Annotated in this window: 16 protein-coding genes; 8 read left to right on the top strand and 8 right to left on the bottom strand. The window is 45.2% G+C overall.

Annotated features, from left to right (window positions below; genetic code table 11):
- Nucleotides 1-16: 16 nt before the first annotated feature.
- From BM232_RS05930 to BM232_RS05920, 3 genes are all read right to left on the bottom strand, one after another.
- Nucleotides 17-532, bottom strand: a complete 516-nt coding sequence (locus tag BM232_RS05930; RefSeq protein WP_091712313.1) for a single-stranded DNA-binding protein — start codon at nucleotides 530-532, stop codon at nucleotides 17-19.
- A gap of 249 nt (nucleotides 533-781) precedes the next feature.
- Entirely contained in the window at nucleotides 782-1,534 is a 753-nt protein-coding gene (locus tag BM232_RS05925; RefSeq protein ID WP_091712311.1) for an IclR family transcriptional regulator, read from the bottom strand.
- Nucleotides 1,535-1,551: 17 nt separating this feature from the next.
- A complete protein-coding gene (locus BM232_RS05920) occupies nucleotides 1,552-2,937 on the bottom strand; it encodes an MFS transporter (protein ID WP_091712308.1) in 1,386 nt (461 codons plus the stop codon).
- 74 nt (nucleotides 2,938-3,011) lie between these two features.
- Between BM232_RS05920 and uvrA the strand changes: the two genes are divergently transcribed.
- From uvrA to BM232_RS05905, 3 genes are all read left to right on the top strand, one after another.
- Complete coding sequence (uvrA, locus tag BM232_RS05915; RefSeq protein ID WP_091712403.1) at nucleotides 3,012-5,834, top strand: excinuclease ABC subunit UvrA; 2,823 nt, start codon at nucleotides 3,012-3,014, stop codon at nucleotides 5,832-5,834.
- Nucleotides 5,831-6,454, top strand: coding sequence for a CYTH domain-containing protein (locus tag BM232_RS05910; RefSeq protein ID WP_091712305.1), 624 nt, complete (start codon nucleotides 5,831-5,833; stop codon nucleotides 6,452-6,454). Before uvrA ends, BM232_RS05910 begins: the two co-directional genes overlap by 4 nt.
- A 151-nt stretch (nucleotides 6,455-6,605) precedes the next feature.
- Nucleotides 6,606-7,040, top strand: a complete 435-nt coding sequence (locus tag BM232_RS05905) for a host attachment protein (protein WP_091712302.1) — start codon at nucleotides 6,606-6,608, stop codon at nucleotides 7,038-7,040.
- A 34-nt stretch (nucleotides 7,041-7,074) separates the two neighbouring features.
- Here the strand turns inward: BM232_RS05905 and BM232_RS05900 are convergent, their stop codons facing one another.
- From BM232_RS05900 to gshB, 3 genes are read right to left on the bottom strand one after another with little or no spacing between them, the layout of a single operon-like run.
- Nucleotides 7,075-8,097, bottom strand: coding sequence for a TonB family protein (locus BM232_RS05900; protein WP_091712300.1), 1,023 nt, complete (start codon nucleotides 8,095-8,097; stop codon nucleotides 7,075-7,077).
- A 2-nt stretch (nucleotides 8,098-8,099) separates the two neighbouring features.
- Nucleotides 8,100-9,152: an FAD:protein FMN transferase gene (locus tag BM232_RS05895; protein WP_091712298.1), complete on the bottom strand. Its 1,053-nt coding sequence runs from the start codon at nucleotides 9,150-9,152 to the stop codon at nucleotides 8,100-8,102.
- Nucleotides 9,149-10,096, bottom strand: coding sequence for a glutathione synthase (gene gshB / locus BM232_RS05890; RefSeq protein WP_091712296.1), 948 nt, complete (start codon nucleotides 10,094-10,096; stop codon nucleotides 9,149-9,151). Before gshB ends, BM232_RS05895 begins: the two co-directional genes overlap by 4 nt.
- Nucleotides 10,097-10,278: 182 nt before the next feature.
- Here gshB and glyQ point away from each other — a divergent pair, with 182 nt between their 5' ends.
- From glyQ to BM232_RS05865, 5 genes are read left to right on the top strand one after another with little or no spacing between them, the layout of a single operon-like run.
- Nucleotides 10,279-11,217, top strand: coding sequence for a glycine--tRNA ligase subunit alpha (gene glyQ, locus BM232_RS05885; protein WP_007144477.1), 939 nt, complete (start codon nucleotides 10,279-10,281; stop codon nucleotides 11,215-11,217).
- On the top strand, nucleotides 11,214-13,295 hold the full coding sequence (glyS, locus tag BM232_RS05880) for a glycine--tRNA ligase subunit beta (RefSeq protein WP_091712294.1): 2,082 nt from the start codon (nucleotides 11,214-11,216) through the stop codon (nucleotides 13,293-13,295). The genes glyQ and glyS overlap by 4 nt, the downstream gene beginning before the upstream one ends.
- A gap of 11 nt (nucleotides 13,296-13,306) precedes the next feature.
- Nucleotides 13,307-13,849, top strand: a complete 543-nt coding sequence (gene gmhB / locus BM232_RS05875) for a D-glycero-beta-D-manno-heptose 1,7-bisphosphate 7-phosphatase (RefSeq protein ID WP_091712293.1) — start codon at nucleotides 13,307-13,309, stop codon at nucleotides 13,847-13,849.
- A complete protein-coding gene (locus BM232_RS05870) occupies nucleotides 13,846-14,589 on the top strand; it encodes a lysophospholipid acyltransferase family protein (protein WP_091712290.1) in 744 nt (247 codons plus the stop codon). The genes gmhB and BM232_RS05870 overlap by 4 nt, the downstream gene beginning before the upstream one ends.
- A gap of 9 nt (nucleotides 14,590-14,598) precedes the next feature.
- Nucleotides 14,599-16,680 (top strand): EAL domain-containing protein, encoded by a 2,082-nt coding sequence (locus BM232_RS05865; RefSeq protein WP_091712401.1) that lies wholly within the window; start codon nucleotides 14,599-14,601, stop codon nucleotides 16,678-16,680.
- Nucleotides 16,681-16,720: 40 nt separating this feature from the next.
- Here the strand turns inward: BM232_RS05865 and htpX are convergent, their stop codons facing one another.
- Together htpX and BM232_RS05855 are read right to left on the bottom strand one after the other, a co-directional pair.
- The gene (gene htpX, locus BM232_RS05860) at nucleotides 16,721-17,602 is read right to left on the bottom strand and encodes a protease HtpX (RefSeq protein WP_091712288.1); all 882 of its coding nucleotides are present in this window, start codon (nucleotides 17,600-17,602) and stop codon (nucleotides 16,721-16,723) included.
- 56 nt (nucleotides 17,603-17,658) lie between these two features.
- Nucleotides 17,659-18,771, bottom strand: coding sequence for an ATP-grasp domain-containing protein (locus tag BM232_RS05855; RefSeq protein WP_091712285.1), 1,113 nt, complete (start codon nucleotides 18,769-18,771; stop codon nucleotides 17,659-17,661).
- Nucleotide 18,772: the final 1 nt, after the last annotated feature.

Below are 18,772 nucleotides of genomic sequence, written 5' to 3'. Positions count from 1 at the left end.
TTTACTTAAGATAGACCTAGAACGGAATATCATCATCGTAATAGTCATCACCGCCGCCACCATAATCAGGGCCTGCAGATGATGAGGCAGGTTGTGGTGCGTTGTAACCGCCGATTTGTTGTTGAGGACGTTGGTCAAACGAGGTATCACCGCCACCGGCATTGTAATTACTGCCACCACCTTGATTACCACCGCCTGCACCACGGCTATCCAGCATCGTCATTTCATTACCGACGATTTCCGTGGTGTATTGATCTTGTCCTTGCTGGTTTTGCCATTTACGGGTTTGAATCCGACCTTCGATATAAACCTGTGAGCCTTTGTGCAGGTACTGCTGAGCAATTTCGCCCAGTTTGTTACGTAAGACTACACGGTGCCATTCGGTACGTTCCTGGCGTTCACCGGTTTGTCTGTCTTTCCAGCTTTCTGATGTGGCAATTCGTAAGTTACAAATTGAACCACCGTTTGGAAAGGCGCGGCTTTCAGGCTCTGCGCCGAGTCGTCCGACCAGAATGACCTTGTTTACTGACATGGCTTGTTCCTTGGTTTAATAGGGACCGTCAAATCTGTGTTGATGTTGCTGCGGAACATCCGTCAAATGACTGTCTCGGTTTTAAAAAAATAGTTAAAAGCGTTTCTGCCACCAACAACTTTATTGCTGGCAGAAAAAGGATTGCTAATGAGCAGGGATAATATCATCTCACTCGCACATTCCCAATACATAATAGAATACGAACACGCGTATTGATCTGACATAAAAGCGTGAATAAACGATACAAAATTATCGTTTAAGTACTTCTTCTATTTCTGCTTTACATTGCAGTAAGGCAGAAGTGACCTCGGTCATATTTCTGTTAAAACGAATGGTAGGAAGAGATACAGCAATGGAATAACGTTCAGTGGTTTCTGGGTCAAGAATAACCACACCAACGGCACAAACACCTTCTGTATGTTCTTCTATATCCACGGACCAGCCGTTTTTACGAATGAGATCTAAATCCTGAAAAAGTGTGTCGTACGAAATATGGCTCGCTTCAGTTTGCTGTATCCATTTATCTTCGATAATGGTTCTGACTTCTTCATTACTTAGGGTGGCGAGAATGGCTTTGCCATGGGCAGAGGTATATACCGAGAATGCTGTTCCAATTGAGGAGACCACCCGAAGCTCTTGTTCACTGCTAATGTGTTCAATAGAGAGTGAATGTCGACCTCGGAAAACACAGAGATCAACGGTTTCTCTGGTATGTTTAGCTAAGGTAACTAGGTGTGGCCGGACAGCACTAACAAAATCAGTATGCGTGGTATGTAACATCTGCAATAAAGCAGGGCCTAATTGGACACCTCGATGGGTATGAATAACAAACGCTTCTTGTTCTAATAATGACACCAGATGCTGAACCGTTAAACGAGGCAGAGCAATGTGTGCGGCTAAAGCATCGACGCTGACGCCATCAGGAAAAAACTGTAGCGCTTTGAGAATAGCCGCGGTTCGTGAAATGACCTGACTATGATTCTGTTTTATCTCGTCGATCATTATTATTTCTGCACTCCTTAATGGCTAGAAGCAAAAGCTTCCAGTTCTTCCATATTAATTTCATCAGGCGAATATTTGACGTAAGCCACTTGCTCTTCCGGCACGATGACTGCTTCTTTGACACCAGAAATGGCTTTTAATTGTTGAATGAAGTCGGCGGAATTATTCATAGTGGCATCACTCAGATGAATGATCTTACTACTGTAATGCTTCGGTGCTTGCATAGGGAAAACCAGTAATAACCAGATGACAACCAATACGGCGCTGGCGACAAAAATCCCTTCCAGACCGAAGATGCCATAAAGTGTACCGCCCATGGCGCCACCAATAAATGCGCCTACAAACTGAGCACTCGAATAAACCCCCATTGCTGTGCCTTTATTTTCCAATGGACTGAGCTTTGACATCATCGATGGCAGGCTAGCTTCAAGAATATTAAACGCGGAAAAAAACAACCAAAGACAGACCAGAATTGCTGTTAATGAGTGAGCAAAAAATGCCCAACCCAGTTCAGCCAGCCCTATCACCGCAATGGCACCGATGAAAACGGATTTCATTTTGCGTTTTTTTTCAGCGATGATGATGAATGGCACCATGGTGAAAAAGGCTAAAATCAGCACCGGCATATAAGCCATAGCATGGTGGCTTTTATTCAGTCCTGCCACATCCTGTAAAGCATGGGGTAAAGCGAAAAAGCTGGTGGTGAGCAATAAATGTAACAACATAATACTCAGCACTAAGCGCATGATTTGTTTGTTGCCAAACACTTTGCCAAATTGCTTAGGAACCGGTCCAAGATCGGTATGTGTCATCAATCGTTTAGGGGATGGCACCCATAAGTGCAGAATACCGATACCGGCGATGGCTAGCAGCGCTGTCACCCAGAATATACCGGATAAACCAACCCAATGTTCGAGAATAGGGCCTGCTGCCAGAGCAACAGAGAACGACATACCAATACTAATGCCTATACTGGCCATTGCTTTGGTGCGTTGTTCATCGCGGGTCAGATCTGCGGTTAACGCCATAATGGCGGCGGCAATGGCGCCACTACCCTGTAATAAACGTCCAACAATCACCATTTCTATGGAATGTGCAGTGGCTGCAACGACACTGCCCGCTGTAAATAACAATAAACCGATGGTGATAACGCGTTTGCGGCCGATTTTGTCGGATAACATGCCAAATGGAATTTGCAGTAGCGCCTGCGTCAGTCCATATGCGCCAATTGCGATACCAATAAGCATTGGTGTACTGCCCGTGTATTGATGTGCCGAGATCGAAAAAACCGGCAGGATCATGAATAATCCCAGCATTCTCAAGGCAAATATCAATGAAAGTCCTGAAATACTGCGCTTTTCCAGTGAGGTCAATGAATTTGTTATAGTTTGTTTTTGCGTCATGGTAGTAGGACAGAGTATATTGATCCGTTTGATTTTACTACGGAATCCTGATGAAAAATATAAGCGCTCCCGGGATGAAAAATATAAGCATTCGTGGGGCTCGTACCCACAATCTTAAAAATATCGATCTGGACCTGCCGAGAGATGCTCTGATTGTTATCACCGGCTTGTCTGGTTCGGGAAAATCCTCGCTTGCCTTTGACACATTATACGCAGAAGGGCAGCGTCGATATGTAGAATCCTTGTCAGCCTATGCCCGTCAGTTCTTATCAATGATGGAAAAGCCGGATGTGGATCATATTGAAGGCCTGTCTCCGGCGATATCGATTGAACAAAAATCGACGTCGCATAATCCGCGTTCAACTGTCGGCACCATCACCGAAATTTATGACTATTTAAGGCTGTTATTTGCTCGCGCGGGTGAACCGCGCTGCCCGACACATCATCAACCGCTGGCGGCGCAAACCGTGAGTCAAATGGTGGATGCCGTGCTCGATATGCCGGAAGGTAAACGCTTGATGCTGATTGCGCCGGTGATTCAGGATCGTAAAGGTGAACATCGTGATGTACTGGAAGAACTACGCATAAAAGGCTTCGTTCGTGCCCGTGTAAATGGACAAGTCATCGAGCTTGATGACCCGCCTGAATTAGAACTGCGCAAAAAACACACGATTGAAGCCGTGGTGGATCGCTTTAAAGTGCGTCCGGATATTCAGCAGCGCTTGGCTGAATCATTTGAGACAGCATTAGCCATGGCTGATGGTGTAGCGAAAGTAGTGGCAATGGATGATGAGTCTGACGAGACTTTATTTTCTGCTCGCTTCGCCTGCCCGGAATGTGGATATTCGATTTCCGAATTAGAGCCGCGCATGTTCTCGTTCAATAATCCTGCTGGCGCTTGTCCGACTTGTGACGGGCTCGGTGTGAAACAGTTTATTGATCCTGTGCGTGTAGTGACTCATCCGGAATTAAGTCTGGCGGCAGGTGCCATTCGTGGCTGGGATCGCCGTAATGCTTATTATTACCAGCTGATGTTATCGCTGGCAGAGCATTATAAATTTGATCTGGAAACACCATTTCAGGACTTATCGGATGATGTTCGTGAAGTTATTCTGTTTGGTAGTGGTAAAACGCCGATCGCCTTCAACTATATGGGCGACCGCGGTAAGAGCGTAAGTCGTAAACACCCGTTTGAAGGTGTTATCCCCAATATGCAACGTCGCTATCACGAAACAGAATCAAATAGTGTTCGTGAAGATTTGGCTAAATTCCATTCTATTCGTGCTTGTCCGGAGTGCCATGGGGCCAGATTAACGTTGGCATCGCGTAATGTATTTGTGAATGAAATCACCTTGCCTGAAGTCACAGCAATGCCTATCGGTGAAGTGAGTACTTTCTTTGAAACACTCACCTTACCCGGCAAACGTGGCGAAATTGCAGAAAAAATTGTCACTGAAATTTCGGCGCGTCTGAGCTTTCTGGTCAATGTTGGCCTTGATTATCTGAATCTGGCACGCAGTGCAGAAACATTGTCAGGTGGTGAAGCGCAGCGTATTCGTCTTGCCAGCCAGATTGGTGCGGGTCTGGTTGGGGTCATGTACATCCTTGATGAACCTTCAATCGGTCTGCATCAGCGTGATAATGATCGTCTTTTGGAAACCTTAACCCGACTGCGTGACTTAGGTAACACGGTCATTGTCGTTGAGCATGATGAAGATGCGATTCGCATGGCGGATTTTGTGCTTGATATTGGGCCAGGTGCAGGTGTGCATGGTGGTCAAATTGTGGCTCAGGGTACACCTGAAGAAATCATGAAAAGTGAAGAGTCACTGACTGGGCAGTATTTGTCGGGCCGTAGAAAAATTGATGTACCTGCCAAACGTCAGCAACCCCATGCTGGTCGGGTAATTGGTTTGAGAGGAGCCTGCGGTAATAATCTGAAGAATGTCGATATTGATGTGCCGATTGGTCTGATGACCTGTGTCACCGGTGTTTCAGGATCTGGGAAATCGACGCTGATCAACGAAACATTATTAAAGCTGACCGCCAAAAACTTAAACGGTAATTCTGAAGAACCCGCACCACATTCTGAAATTATTGGTTTAGAGCAGCTGGATAAAGTGGTGGCGATTAATCAAAGTCCAATTGGTCGTACTCCTCGGTCAAATCCGGCTACCTATACCGGTTTGTTTACACCGATCCGTGAGTTATTTGCGGGTACACCTGAGGCACGTTCACGTGGTTATGGTCCAGGACGTTTCAGCTTTAATGTGAAAGGTGGACGTTGTGAAGCTTGTCAGGGCGATGGTCTGATTAAAGTCGAAATGCACTTCTTGCCTGATATTTATGTGCCGTGTGATGTTTGTAAGGGCCAGCGTTATAACCGTGAAACACTGGATATTCGTTACAAAGGTAAAACGATTACCGAAGTGCTGGATATGACTATCGAAGAAGCGAATGTCTTTTTTGAAAATATTCCGGTTGTGGCGAAAAAATTACAAACATTGATTGATGTTGGCCTGACTTACATCAAGCTTGGCCAGAATGCGACTACCTTATCGGGTGGTGAGGCGCAGCGGGTCAAATTAGCTAAAGAGTTATCCAAGCGTGATACCGGTAAGACCTTATATGTGCTGGATGAACCAACCACAGGTCTGCACTTCTTCGATATCGAACAGCTGTTGAAAGTCCTGCATAGCTTAAGAGACCGCGGCAATACCATTGTAGTCATTGAACATAATCTTGATGTCATTAAAACTGCAGATTGGATTATTGATATGGGGCCTGAAGGTGGTGCTCGTGGTGGTGAAGTATTGGCTGTTGGCACACCAGAAGAGGTGGCCGAACATCCGGCGTCTTACACCGGTAAATATTTAAAACCTTTATTGAACTCATGAGCCTAGAACAAGAAATAAAACTTCAGGTAACGCAGGCTGACTCGCTTAACTTACTAGATCTGGACTGGCTTACAGCGTTGTTGAAGCAGGATGTGTATCAACAGCATTTGCTGAGCACCTATTTTGATACGCCGGACAAAGCCTTAATGACATTTGGAGTAGGGCTGAGATTACGTCAAATAGGTGAGCAATGGCTGCAAACAGTGAAATGCAGCGGTCAAGCTAGTTCTGGCTTGCATGAACGTCAAGAATGGGAGCATGAATTAGTTGCTCCGGCATTTGATCTTGAGCGGCTGGCAGAAACCGCGATTGCGCCATTACTGGAACAAGAACAAGTATGGAGCGCTATTGAGCCGGTGTTCACAACAGAGTTTGAACGTGATGTCTGGTTGTTGGTGTTAGAGCCTGACACAGTGGTTGAATTGGCTTATGACCGGGGAGAAGTCAGAGCAGGTGACAAACAGACGGCGATCCATGAAATTGAGCTGGAATTAAAGCATGGTGATATAAAAATCTGCCAAAAATTAGCGGATCAGCTCAAGGCCGCTCTCCCGCTTGAATACAGCAATATCAGTAAAGCCGGCCTAGGATATAGATTGTCACAAGATATTGAAAAGTAAAGAATTGTTTAGAATTGTTAAGTGACAGACAAAGGCAATATTGTCTGTTATAGTCGAACCATTGCTTCTATCAAGTTACTGATGATGCAGGGTGATTTCCCGCTTATTGCTCTGTGTTGCTTGTTTTCCCAAGCGAGAAGGAGAATCGACTATGAAGAAAAAGTGGATCGTTGTCGCCGAGAGCAGTCGAGCTCGGATCTTTTCTGTTGAGAGTCGGACTAGTCCACTCAAAGAAATTGATGACATGGTCAACACTGCCAGTCGTGCTCATAATCAGGACTTAGTGTCTGATGAGCCGGGACGAGGTTTTGATAGTTATGGCTCTGGAGGACGTCATGCTATGGAGTCTAGAACTGAACCAAAAAAACAGGAAATGCAGATGTTTGCTCATGACTTAAGTGAACGTCTGGAATGTGCTCGCCGAACAGGTGATGTCAACGACCTCGTGTTGATTTCCCCGCCAAGCTTTCTGGGGGCACTCAAGCAGCAAATGGGTGAAGTGACACAGAAATATATCAGTCAGACCATTAACAAAAACTTTATCAATAAAAGCGAACAAGAAATTCGCCAGTATTTATTTCAGTAATATTCAAGCCGGTAACAATTGTTACCGGCTTTTTTTATCTTGTCGATAAACCGCGACCAGTTTCAAATTTCCAGGTACGAATCACCGTCAGCATATCGTTATTTTTCAACACATCTTTAGGTATGGCGGCATAAGGCGCACCCAGTCGGACGATTCTGACTGCGGCATCATCCAATACTTTATGCCCTGATGAACGTGATACGACGATGCCACCCGCAGGTACACTGCCATCGGGATTGATATCTACAGACAACATCAGGCTACCACTTAAGCCTTTTTGCCGGGCTTCCTGAGGGTAATTCATATTACCGATTCGCTCGACTTTCATTTCCCAGGCTTTCATATAAGCGGCGGCGGCAAACTCTTTGGTAGATGCTGAAATACGTCGCTTTTTAGGTCTTTCACTTAAAGCCTTGGTGCTTTTGTCGAGTTTTTCCTGCAGCTCGCTTATTTCACTTCGGGCCTGCATCATCAAATCACGGGCAGAAATTTCGGGTTTAGCGACTTCTTCAGGTTCTGCTTCAGTTTTGCTTGCGGTTTCAGCTGTCTCCGTTTTTTCTACCTTCCGCTCCGCTTTTTCCTGGGTGAGCTTTTTGACTGGCTTCTCAGGTTTAGGAACGGGCTTTGCCTTGGGTTCAAGTTTGGGTTTTTTTACGTCAGGTTTTGGCTTTACCACTTTTGGCTCAGGCGGTGTTGGTTCTGGTGCCGGTGGTTGTACGGCGACGGTTTCTGTCTCGGTGACCGTTTCTGTTTTTTGCACTGGCGGTGGTGCTGATGGCACGTCTTCGGTTATCGGTACAGGTAACTCTTTTGTGGGCTCTGGTGTGGGGGTATCAAGCTCACCCCCACCTTCATTATTCGCCTGAGCCAAGAAGTCTGCCTGTTCAGGTTTAATTTTGTCTTGTTGTTTCACCAAGGTGATATCAAGGTTATTCGCAGGTGCATTGGTGGGTTTAGAAAACACATCAAAGCTCACGCCCAGCACAACCACTAGATGCAGGATGACTGAAAACAGCAGAGTAAAAATAAGTCGATCAGATGATGCGCTGGTTACCATAGCTATGGAGTCGTTGTGGAACCTATTTCACGTAAAATTGGTTTAATGGATTTGTCAGTAAAATGAATTTTTTTCGTTATGGATGGGCTCATTTCCACTTGCCCATCAGCACGAATAATCATCACTTCCTTAATACCCATTGAGGCAGCTATTTCCGGCCAGTCTTTACCTGCCACAATTAACGCTGTCGCTGCAGCATCAGCACGAGCTGCCTGCTGATTAATCACTGTCGCCGAAATATTCTCACGAGCAGGGTAACCTGTTCTTGGATCCAGGATATGAGGATAACGCTTGCCTTCATAGGTAAAGTAACGTTCATAGTCGCCCGAAGTAAATACGCTTTCATCACCGGATACTGCAACAGAGGCAATCATAGCGCCTTCTTTTCGTGGATGACGGATACCAATTACCCAGGGGCGGTTGCCGTGTTTACCGATGGCACGTAAATCACCACCAATATTGATAATGGCATTATTCACGCCTTGTTTTTTCAGGGCGTCAATGGCGGCATCAACCGCTGTGCCTTTGGCAAAACCACCAAAGCCAAGTTTTACCATCGGATTATCACTGGTCAGAATATTATCTTTGATATGAATATCTTCCATGGTGGGATCCGCTTTCAACCAGGCATCGATTTTATCCTGAGCTGGTGGCGGGCGTGACTCAAACCAGTCATCACGATGGTAACCCCAAAGTTCAAATAATTTGCCGGCGGCCGGGTTAAATAAATTATGACTTTCCTTAGCATAGGTTGCTGCTTCTTCGATAACAGCGGCGACTTGTGGTTTGATTTCAACAGGTTCGCCATTCGCGATAGCTTTATTGATGCGGGTTAAGGTGCTGGGTTTCCATGCATGCCATGTTTCATTAATGGTATCGAAGGAATCTTCCAGATCGCTCACCGTTTTCTCGGCGGTTTCGGCATCAACACCATAAAGGCTGACATCAATTTCAGTACCGAAAGCATAAAATTTTGCCTGACGGGCAGCTTCTTCTGGTTCGCCACAGGCTGTCAGTAACGTCGTTAAAATTAATAAAAGGGGTATAAGTTTCATGATAAAAGTTTGTCTATTTCTGTCATAAGATCGGCACCAATATTGATGCCAAATTGTTGATCAAGTTCACGGATACAGGTCGGGCTGGTGACATTTATCTCGGTCAGGTAATCACCAATGACGTCCAGTCCGACAAAAACTAAGCCTTTTTCGCGTAGTTTGGGACCAACCTGCTCGCAGATCCAACGATCCCTGTCAGTCAACGGTCGACCTTCGGCACGACCTCCAGCGGCGAGGTTGCCGCGAGTTTCACCTTCCGCGGGAATGCGGGCCAGCGCATAAGATACAGGCTCACCATTTATCAGCAGAATACGTTTGTCACCGTCTTTGATAGCGGGTAAATACTTTTGCGCCATGACCGAGCGGCGCCCATGTTCTGTCAGCGTTTCGACAATGACTGAGAAATTGGGATCGCCCTGATTGATGCGGAATATCGACGCGCCACCCATGCCATCAAGCGGCTTAAGAATAATATCGCCATGTGTTTGCTGGAAATCTTTTATCAGATGTTTCTGGCGTGTCACCAAGGTAGGAGGACAGCATTGTGGAAACCAGGCGGTGAACAGTTTTTCATTAGCATCACGCAGGCTTTGCGGATCATTGATGATAAGCACGCCATTAGCCTGAGCTTGTTCCAGCAAATAAGTGCTGTAGATATATTCCATATCAAATGGCGGATCTTTTCGCATCAGAATCGCGTCTACATCAGTGATGGGACGCGTGACTTTTTCACCCAGTTCAAACCAGTGCTGCGGATCATCAAATACGCGAAGACTGCGCATTTCAGCAAAAACTTTCCCTTCAGATAGAAAAAGGTCTTGCTGTTCCATATATAAAATCTGCCAGTCACGCTGCTGCGCAGCCAGCATCATCGCAAGACTGCTGTCTTTTTTAGTATTAATCCGATTGATCGGATCCATAACGATGCCAATGGTTCGTTGCATAGTCACTCTCATGATTGCCTGACTCAGGTGGTGAATTGTACCTGAATGGTGGCAATGGAGTGACGAGGAAAATGTGTGCTTAGGCTTTCTAGTATCAGATTTATCTGTTGTCGACCTCTACAGTCAGCTCTGTATTCGCTATAATCCCGTATGTTTTGACTTTGGATTGTGAAATCGAGCTAATGACTAAGACAGCGGTGATGAAGGCGGAAACGCCAAGAACCTTTCAGGAACTGATCCTCAGGCTGCAACAGTACTGGGCTGAGCAGGGCTGTGTGCTTCTCCAACCTTATGATATGGAAGTTGGTGCGGGGACATTCCATCCAGCGACATTTTTGCGCGCAATTGGCCCGGAACCATGGAGTGCTGCCTATGTTCAGCCTTCACGTCGTCCCACTGATGGCCGTTATGGCGAAAACCCCAATCGTTTACAGCACTATTATCAGTTTCAGGTCGTTTTAAAACCGTCACCTATCAATATTCAGGAACTGTATTTAGGTTCTCTGGAAATGCTGGGGCTGGATACCGCTATCCATGATGTGCGTTTTGTCGAAGATAATTGGGAATCACCTACTTTAGGCGCATGGGGACTTGGCTGGGAAGTGTGGTTGAACGGTATGGAAGTCACGCAGTTCACCTATTTCCAACAGGTGGGTGGGCTTGAATGTCGTCCAGTCACCGGTGAAATTACCTACGGTCTGGAACGTATTGCTATGTATCTGCAGGGCGTTAGCAGCGTATATGACCTGATTTGGGCTGATGGCCCGATGGGGAAAGTCACTTACGGTGATGTGTTCCACCAAAACGAAGTCGAAATGTCGACATATAACTTCGAACATGCCGATGTGGAAAGTTTATTCACCACATTTGATACCTGTGAACGTGAAAGTCAGCGCATGATAGAAGCAGGTTTACCGCTACCTGCCTATGAGTTAGTACTGAAAGCGTCACATACATTTAATCTATTAGATGCAAGAAAAGCGATTTCCGTGACTGAAAGACAGCGATTTATCCTCCGTGTACGTACCTTAGCCAGAGCCGTTGCTCAGGCCTATTACGACAGACGTGAATCATTAGGATTTCCAATGGTTCAGTCTGCAGATAAGGAGGTACAGTCATGAGTCAGGCGTATCAGGATCTGCTTATCGAATTAGGCACAGAAGAATTACCGCCAAAAGCATTGCTGAAACTGAGTCAGGCCTTCCAGCAAGGTGTTGAACAAGGGTTAAAAAGTGCCGAATTAAGCTTTGATGCGATTCGTGCCTACGCGACACCAAGACGTTTGGCCCTAGTGATTTCGAAGTTACAAACACAGCAAGATGATCTTACTGTAGAGCGACGTGGACCTGCTGTCACAGCGGCATTTGATGAAGATGGTAATCCAACCAAAGCATTACAAGGTTTCGCTCGTTCCTGTGGTATTGAAGTTGATGACCTGGAAACGATGCAGACCGATAAAGGCGCATGGTTGATTTTCAGACAAGAACAAAAAGGTGCTGAAACTGCCACTTTGCTGCCAGAAATCATTCAACAGTCGTTAAATGCTTTACCGATCCCTAAGCGTATGCGCTGGGGTGACTTACCGGGCGAGTTTGTCAGACCTGTTCATTGGTTAGTCGTGTTGCTGGGTGATGAAGTTGTTCCTGTCAATTTATTAGGGGTAAATGCGGATCGCTTTACTGTCGGCCATCGTTTCCACCATCCTCAGCCTATTCGTATCAGCACACCGATGACTTATGCTCCACAGCTGGAAACCGAAGGTCATGTGATGGTGGACTATGAAGCCAGAAAACAGGCGATTCATGGGCAAGTGAATGAACTGGCCGCCAGTCTCGGTGGCGATGCTGTGATTAATCCTGAGCTGCTTGATGAAGTAACTGGTTTAGTCGAATGGCCGGTAGCTTTAGCAGGTAATTTTGATCAGCGTTTTCTAGAACTACCAGCGGAAGCGTTGATTTCATCGATGGAAGGTCATCAGAAATATTTCGCGGTGCGGGCAAAAAATGGTGATTTATTACCGCATTTCATCACCATCTGTAATATCGCCAGTCAGGATCCGGCACAAGTGATTGCCGGTAATGAACGTGTGATTCTGCCACGACTCAGCGATGCCGCCTTTTTCTGGGACACCGATCGCAAGTCACCTTTGGCTGATCGCCAGCAGCAGTTAAAAACTATCGTATTCCAGAATAAGCTGGGAACGGTTTATGATAAATCTCAACGTGTTGCTGCATTAGCTGCCAGTATTGCACAGCAGATGGGGAGTGATGCTCAATTAGCTGAACGTGCAGCATTATTAGCAAAATGTGATCTTGTCACTGAAATGGTCGGTGAGTTCCCCGAGTTGCAAGGCATTATGGGCCGTTATTATGCCCAGTTGGATGGTGAGCATGCCGATGTCGCAGAAGCGCTCGATGAGCAATATCGCCCACGTTTTGCTGGTGATGACTTGCCACAAACAGCTACCGGTATTGCCGTCAGTCTGGCTGAAAAGCTGGATACTATCGTGGGACTGTTTGGTATTGGTCAACCACCATCAGGTGTCAAAGATCCGTTTGCCTTACGACGTGCGGCTTTAGGTGTACTGCGTATTATTATTGAGAATAAATTATCGCTTGATCTGTCTCGTTTAATCTCTGAAGCGGCAAATAACTTTGTCGATATTCTGACTGAAGATGATGTGACAACTCAGGTGGTGCAGTATTTTTATGATCGTCTGCGTGGTTATGTTATCGACCAAGGGGCTAAAGCTGATGAATACGAGTCAGTGCTGGCCGTATTGCCAACGCAACCGCTTGATTTTATGCAAAGACTGAACGCTGTTGCTGAGTTTAGAAAACTGGAGCAAGCTGAGTCGCTGGCAGCGGGTAATAAACGTATTGGTAATATTTTGCGTAAAAATGAGGCTGAACAGGAAGGATTAACTGTTGATAAAAGCTTATTAGCTGAGAATGCTGAAAAAGCACTGGCCGATCAGGTTGTGGCTGCACAACAAGCCTTGAAGCCACTCTATACTGCTTCGGATTATGCGGGCATTTTAAATTATCTCGCTGGTATGCGTGAAACCATCGATGCTTTTTTTGAGCAAGTCATGGTAATGTCTGATGACGAGGCCGTAAGAAACAACCGCTTAGCCTTACTCAATCAAACCCGGGCATTATTCCTGGGCGTTGCCGATATTTCCTGCTTGCAGGAGTAACAGGAGCAATTATGTCGCTGATTATTCTGGACCGAGATGGCGTCATTAATCATGATTCGGATGATTTTATTAAAAATCCGGCAGAGTGGGAGCCTATTGAAGGCAGCCTCGAAGCGATTGCTCGATTAAATTATGCGGGATACCGGGTGGTGGTGGTTACCAATCAATCTGGTATCGCGCGTGGTTTGTTTGATGTAGAAACCTTGAATCGTATTCATAGCAAGATGCGTAGGATGCTGGCCCAGGTCGGTGGCAAAATTGAGGCGATCATGTTTTGTCCTCATGGTCCGGAAGATGACTGTCAATGTCGTAAACCCCAGAATGGTTCATTCGTGGACCTGGCGCATCGTTTACGGGTGAGTCTGGAAAATGTGCCTGCAGTGGGGGATTCTCTGCGTGATATTCAGGCGGCAATGTTGTCACAGGCCAGACCGATATTGGTCAAAACCGGCAAAGGTGAGCGAACTCTGGCTGCAGGTATTCCGGACGGTGTTGAGGTCTATGATGATCTGGCGAGTGTCGCCACAGCCCTATTAGAACACAAACTACAATGATCTATATTCGCTCCACTATTTTCTTTATTTTACATTCGGTCACCGCGGTATTATTTTCCTGTTTAGGCGTTCTATTATGGCCTTTACCCTTTAAATGGCGTTATGCCGTGGTCAGTCAGTGGGCGAAATCCAATATCTGGTTACTGGACAAAATTTGTCAGGTAAAACTTGAAGTTGAAGGTCGTCAGCATATCGGTGATGAGCCCGCAGTGATTATATGTAAACATCAATCCTCGTGGGAAACCCTGGCATTACAGGCTGTTTTTCCGCCTCAGGTCTGGGTGTTGAAACGTGAATTATTCTGGATTCCGTTTTTTGGTTGGGGATTAGCATCTCTAAACCCTATTGCAATAGACCGTAAAGCAGGACGAAAAGCGCTGAATCAAGTGATAGAGCAAGGCTTAGATCGTTTAACATCTGGTGCCTGGGTTGTTATTTTTCCCGAAGGTACAAGAATAGCAAAAGGTTATATTGGTCGCTTTGGTATTGGTGGCGCCAGACTGGCAAAAGAAACTGGCTATCCCGTTATTCCAGTGTGTCATGATGCGGGAAAATCATGGCCTAAACATGGTTTTTTGAAATATCCCGGTGTGATAAAAATGACTATAGGTAAAAAAATCGCAACCGATACTGTTTCTGCAGCCGAGTTAAATCAACAGTTGTTTGATTGGATGGAACTACAACAGACCAAACTGGAAGGGAAGAAACCGATGCTTCTGGATAAAAAGAAAGAACAATAGGTGGCGACTGTGGCGAGAGCAGAAGGCATTTTACGTGTACTGATTATTGATAGCTCTTTGACGGATGCAGACGTGATTGTCAATGTGCTGCGAAGTGCAGGTCATGCTGTCCGGGCGACAAGGGAAGATAAGCCTGCCGCGATTGAAAAGCTGTTATCAGCCCAGAATTGGGAATTGATCTTATGCCGTGAACATGTAGCTGATGTCCAGCCTATGGATATTCTCAATCTGATTCAACATTTAGATAAAGACTTGCCTTGTATCATCATTACCGATGATAAAACCCATGAAGCGGACTATTTCACAACAAACGCGAAAGACATTGTGTTATTTGAGGATAAACCGCGCCTGCAATTTGTGATTAATCGTGAGATTGATAATCTTTTCATACGACGTCTGGCAAGGCGTAATGAACGGGCTCTGAGAGAAAGTGAGAAGCGCTCCAGAACGCTTTTAGATAGCTCAAGAGATGCCGTTGCTTATATGCATGAAGGAATGCATATCTATGTGAATCAAGCTTATTTAGATCTGTTTGGTTATCAGGAATCAGAAGATGTTGCCGGATTACCTATTCTGGATTTATTCAGTGCAGATGATCATCCTAAGTTTAAAGCCGTATTCAGACAATTTACGGAACAGCCAGATGCGCCGCCAGTGACTTTGATGGGACATGGGCTTACGGCAAATGGTGTGACATTTAAAGCAGAAATTCAGTTTAGTCATGCCCGTGTAGAAGGCGAGGACTGCACACAAGTTGTTATTCGTGATGACACAGTACTCAATGAGCAGACTCCTCCCGTTGTCACCATTGTTGATGAGCATGATCAGCTTACCGGGTTATACAACCGAAGCCGTTTTATTGATGAGTTAGAAAAAACAGTACGTCGAGCAGCTGAAGGTGAAGGCGATGCTCAGCTTCTATATCTCACGCTGGATGACTTTTTATCAATTAAAGAAAAAGTGGGATTGGGTACCAGTGAAGTCATTCTAAAAAGTGTGTCTGACTTATTACAGAATAAGCTTGCTGAAGATGAAATCATTGGTCATTACGGTGATCAGGTGTTTGCGATTATCGTCCCTAATCATGATGATACCTATATTGATGAGCGAGCTGAATCTTTCCGCAGAACCATTGATGAGTATGTATCGCATGTGGCAGGTAAAAAGATTGATTTACATTGTAGTATTGGTATCGCCCGAATTAATGAAAGTCAGCTAACAGCTGAGGCTGTGTTAGAAAATGCAGACAGGGCAGCGATGAAAGCACAGCATGCCGGTGGCAATCGGGTGATGCGCTTTCATGCTCAAACCAGTGAAATTGAACAACAGTCGAGCGAAGCCTGGCATAAGCAACTGCAAACTGCACTGCAGCAAGATAAATTTATCCTGTTCTATCAACCCATCGTAAGCTTACACGGTGAAGAGCAGGAATTTTATGAGGTCTTGCTTCGACTGCAAATTAATGATGAATTTATCGCTGCAGATAAATTTATTCATCATGCCGTTCAGTTAAAGATGATGACGGAAGTTGATAAGTGGGTGATTCGAAGTGCATTAAAAGCATTAACCATTCATCGTCAACGTTTTCCTAAAACGCGTTTCTTTATCAAGTTATCAGAACAAAGTCTGCATGAAGAAGCCTTCGTTGACTGGTTGTCTGCATCCTTATCAGCTCAGCAACTGAATGCACAAGCACTTATCTTTGAAGTCAGTGAGACAATGGCGATCGATAATGTTGATCAAGTCAGTCATGTGATTGAACGCTTACAGAGTTTAGGCTGTGAATTTGGCTTAGAGCATTTCGGTTCAGGTATTGATTTCTCCAATAGTCTGAAAGCCTTTAATGTGGATTATCTGAAGATCAACGGTACGTTTGTTGAAAATATGGCACATGATGCTGAAAATCAGGCCGCCGTTAAAGCGATTATTGAGATGACCAAAGAGGCGGGTAAACGCTCTATTGCTGAATTTGTGTCTGATGCTAATAGTTTAGCGCTACTGTGGCGTTTAGGTGTGGATTATGCCCAAGGTTATTATATTCATGAGCCATCTGCCGAGATGAACTATAACTTTGAGGATGATGAGCTTTAATATAAAAAAAGCCGGGCTTAGCCCGGCTTTTTATTAATGATTATCGGTTCCCACGTAAGGCGTTGATACGCTCTTCTAATGGTGGATGTGTCATAAATAACGCTGACAGACCGCCACCTTTGCCTCCAGAGATACCCATAGCATGAAGTTGATCAGGTAAAGGTTCGGTTGATGTTCCTGCTAAGCGTTGGAGTGCTGCCACCATCTTAGGCGCACCCACCAGACTTGCCGCACCGGCATCAGCCCGGAATTCTCGTTGACGGCTGAACCACATCACAATGATACTGGCCAGAATACCCAGAACCAGTTCTGCAATAATTGAGGTAATCCAGAATGCCGGACCATGGCCACGTTCTACCTTAAATACTGTTCTATCGACGATATGACCAATAACGCGAGATAAAACGATAACGAAGGTATTCACTACCCCCTGAATTAATGCCATTGTCACCATATCACCGTTAGCAATATGGCTTACCTCATGCGCCAGCACAGCTTCCACTTCCTCTTGGGTCATCGATTGCATAAGACCTGTGCTTACGGCGACAAGAGCATTATTTTTATTTGCTCCGGTAGCAAATGCATTCGGTTGCGGAGAGTTGTAGACAGCGACTTCTGGCATACCAATATTTGCTTGTTGAGCTAAACGTTTAACCGTATTGACCAACCAACGTTCGCTATCATTTTTAGGTTGCTCAATGACCTGAGCTCCTGTCAGATGTTTCGCTGTCCATTTTGAAATAAGTAGTGAGATAATCGAGCCACTAAAGCCAATAACAGCTGCATAGATAATCAAGGCATTCATATCAAGGCCAACACCTTGCTCATCCAATAGGCTATCTATACCTAGCAGTCTCATTGTAATGCTTAATACGGCTAGTACAGCTATATTGGTGCCAAGAAAAAGTAATATGCGTTTCATGCATTCAATCCTGTCTTAATGAATCACGGTTAATATGGGTAGAGTCTCTGCTATTTTCAAGCAGAATAGAGACAATTTTTCACTATCTCAGTTTCCAGTTGATGACGAATGTTCTGGCAAGCTTGTTCGGATTTAGCATCGATGATCAATGTACAGATAGGTTGACCTGGATAAATCATCTGACTGCTAGAGGGGATATCGTGAGCCTGGCTTGGCCAGTTTGTATTTTCACGAGCACGATAGTGTTTATCTGCAAATAGGTAAGACAGTGCTCGAGTGTTTGTTGAGTGTTTGTATGTATATCCCAGCTCATCTGGCAAGATGCCCATAGAAGCTTGAATATGGCTATGTAAAATATCACCTGAGTTGGAATAGAGTTCTGCCGAGGCAGATATTCTTGGATTCAATTCAAGAATGTAGATATTGTCAGCGTCATCAACAAGAAAATCGAGACTACCAAAGCCTTTAAAGCCCGTTGCGGTAATAAGTCGCTGCAATGCTGTTGCTACTTTTTGTATAGAAGATGGTGTGAGATCAATCTGATTAATAAGCTGTTGTAACACGAAGCTTTGTTTGTCGTGAATCTGTTTATTAAATCCAAGGATTGATGCAGCATATCCATCAGCAATAAAGCTTACTGAAGCAGATGTACCTTCGATATATTCTTGAAATATGACCTGGTTATCAGGGTGATGATTTGCGTATTTAATATGGCTGCCACCACAACTTTTCAGGTTCTTGTTTAGCCAGATTTTATTTTTGTCAGCAGGGCTGATGAAGTGAGTCTCAGGATAAGCAATGCCGAGCTCGTCGAGTAATGGAAAAAATTGATCGGCTGATCGCAACAGTTCAAATGTCTGGAAGTTATTACCTAATGGTTGAATATGAGGGGGTAACTGTTTCAGAACGGGATAAAAACGTTCGATGCCCGCTCCAAAAATCAACCAACAAGGCTGTTGCTGGCTTAGCGAATGTAAGGATGAAAGCAAAGAGTCTGTTGTTAGTTGGTCTAAGGAAGGTAAATGAACCAGTCGATCTGAAACACGCTGTGTGTCTGTATCTGCAAAACAGTCCGCAACCCAGGTCTGATATCCGAGTTGAGCCGCGGACTGTGCAATAAATCGAGCAGTTTGGGCAAATATGAGTAAAGGTAACTGCTCTTGCGGCATA

It is taken from the genome of Methylophaga sulfidovorans, assembly GCF_900114205.1.
GTDB lineage: Bacteria > Pseudomonadota > Gammaproteobacteria > Nitrosococcales > Methylophagaceae > Methylophaga > Methylophaga sulfidovorans.
The sequence above is the reverse complement of the archived record's forward strand: the minus strand, read 5'-3'. Positions and strand labels throughout refer to the sequence as shown.

Bases quoted from the DNA above. Each gene is read 5' to 3' on its own strand.
- BM232_RS05930 (WP_091712313.1), bottom strand. From the start codon at position 532: ATGTCAGTAAACAAGGTCATTCTGGTCGGACGACTCGGCGCAGAGCCT.
- BM232_RS05925 (WP_091712311.1), bottom strand. From the start codon at position 1,534: ATGATCGACGAGATAAAACAGAATCATAGTCAGGTCATTTCACGAACC.
- BM232_RS05920 (WP_091712308.1), bottom strand. From the start codon at position 2,937: ATGACGCAAAAACAAACTATAACAAATTCATTGACCTCACTGGAAAAG.
- uvrA (WP_091712403.1), top strand. From the start codon at position 3,012: ATGAAAAATATAAGCATTCGTGGGGCTCGTACCCACAATCTTAAAAAT.
- BM232_RS05910 (WP_091712305.1), top strand. From the start codon at position 5,831: ATGAGCCTAGAACAAGAAATAAAACTTCAGGTAACGCAGGCTGACTCG.
- BM232_RS05905 (WP_091712302.1), top strand. From the start codon at position 6,606: ATGAAGAAAAAGTGGATCGTTGTCGCCGAGAGCAGTCGAGCTCGGATC.
- BM232_RS05900 (WP_091712300.1), bottom strand. From the start codon at position 8,097: ATGGTAACCAGCGCATCATCTGATCGACTTATTTTTACTCTGCTGTTT.
- BM232_RS05895 (WP_091712298.1), bottom strand. From the start codon at position 9,152: ATGAAACTTATACCCCTTTTATTAATTTTAACGACGTTACTGACAGCC.
- gshB (WP_091712296.1), bottom strand. From the start codon at position 10,096: ATGCAACGAACCATTGGCATCGTTATGGATCCGATCAATCGGATTAAT.
- glyQ (WP_007144477.1), top strand. From the start codon at position 10,279: ATGACTAAGACAGCGGTGATGAAGGCGGAAACGCCAAGAACCTTTCAG.
- glyS (WP_091712294.1), top strand. From the start codon at position 11,214: ATGAGTCAGGCGTATCAGGATCTGCTTATCGAATTAGGCACAGAAGAA.
- gmhB (WP_091712293.1), top strand. From the start codon at position 13,307: ATGTCGCTGATTATTCTGGACCGAGATGGCGTCATTAATCATGATTCG.
- BM232_RS05870 (WP_091712290.1), top strand. From the start codon at position 13,846: ATGATCTATATTCGCTCCACTATTTTCTTTATTTTACATTCGGTCACC.
- htpX (WP_091712288.1), bottom strand. From the start codon at position 17,602: ATGAAACGCATATTACTTTTTCTTGGCACCAATATAGCTGTACTAGCC.
- BM232_RS05855 (WP_091712285.1), bottom strand. From the start codon at position 18,771: ATGCCGCAAGAGCAGTTACCTTTACTCATATTTGCCCAAACTGCTCGA.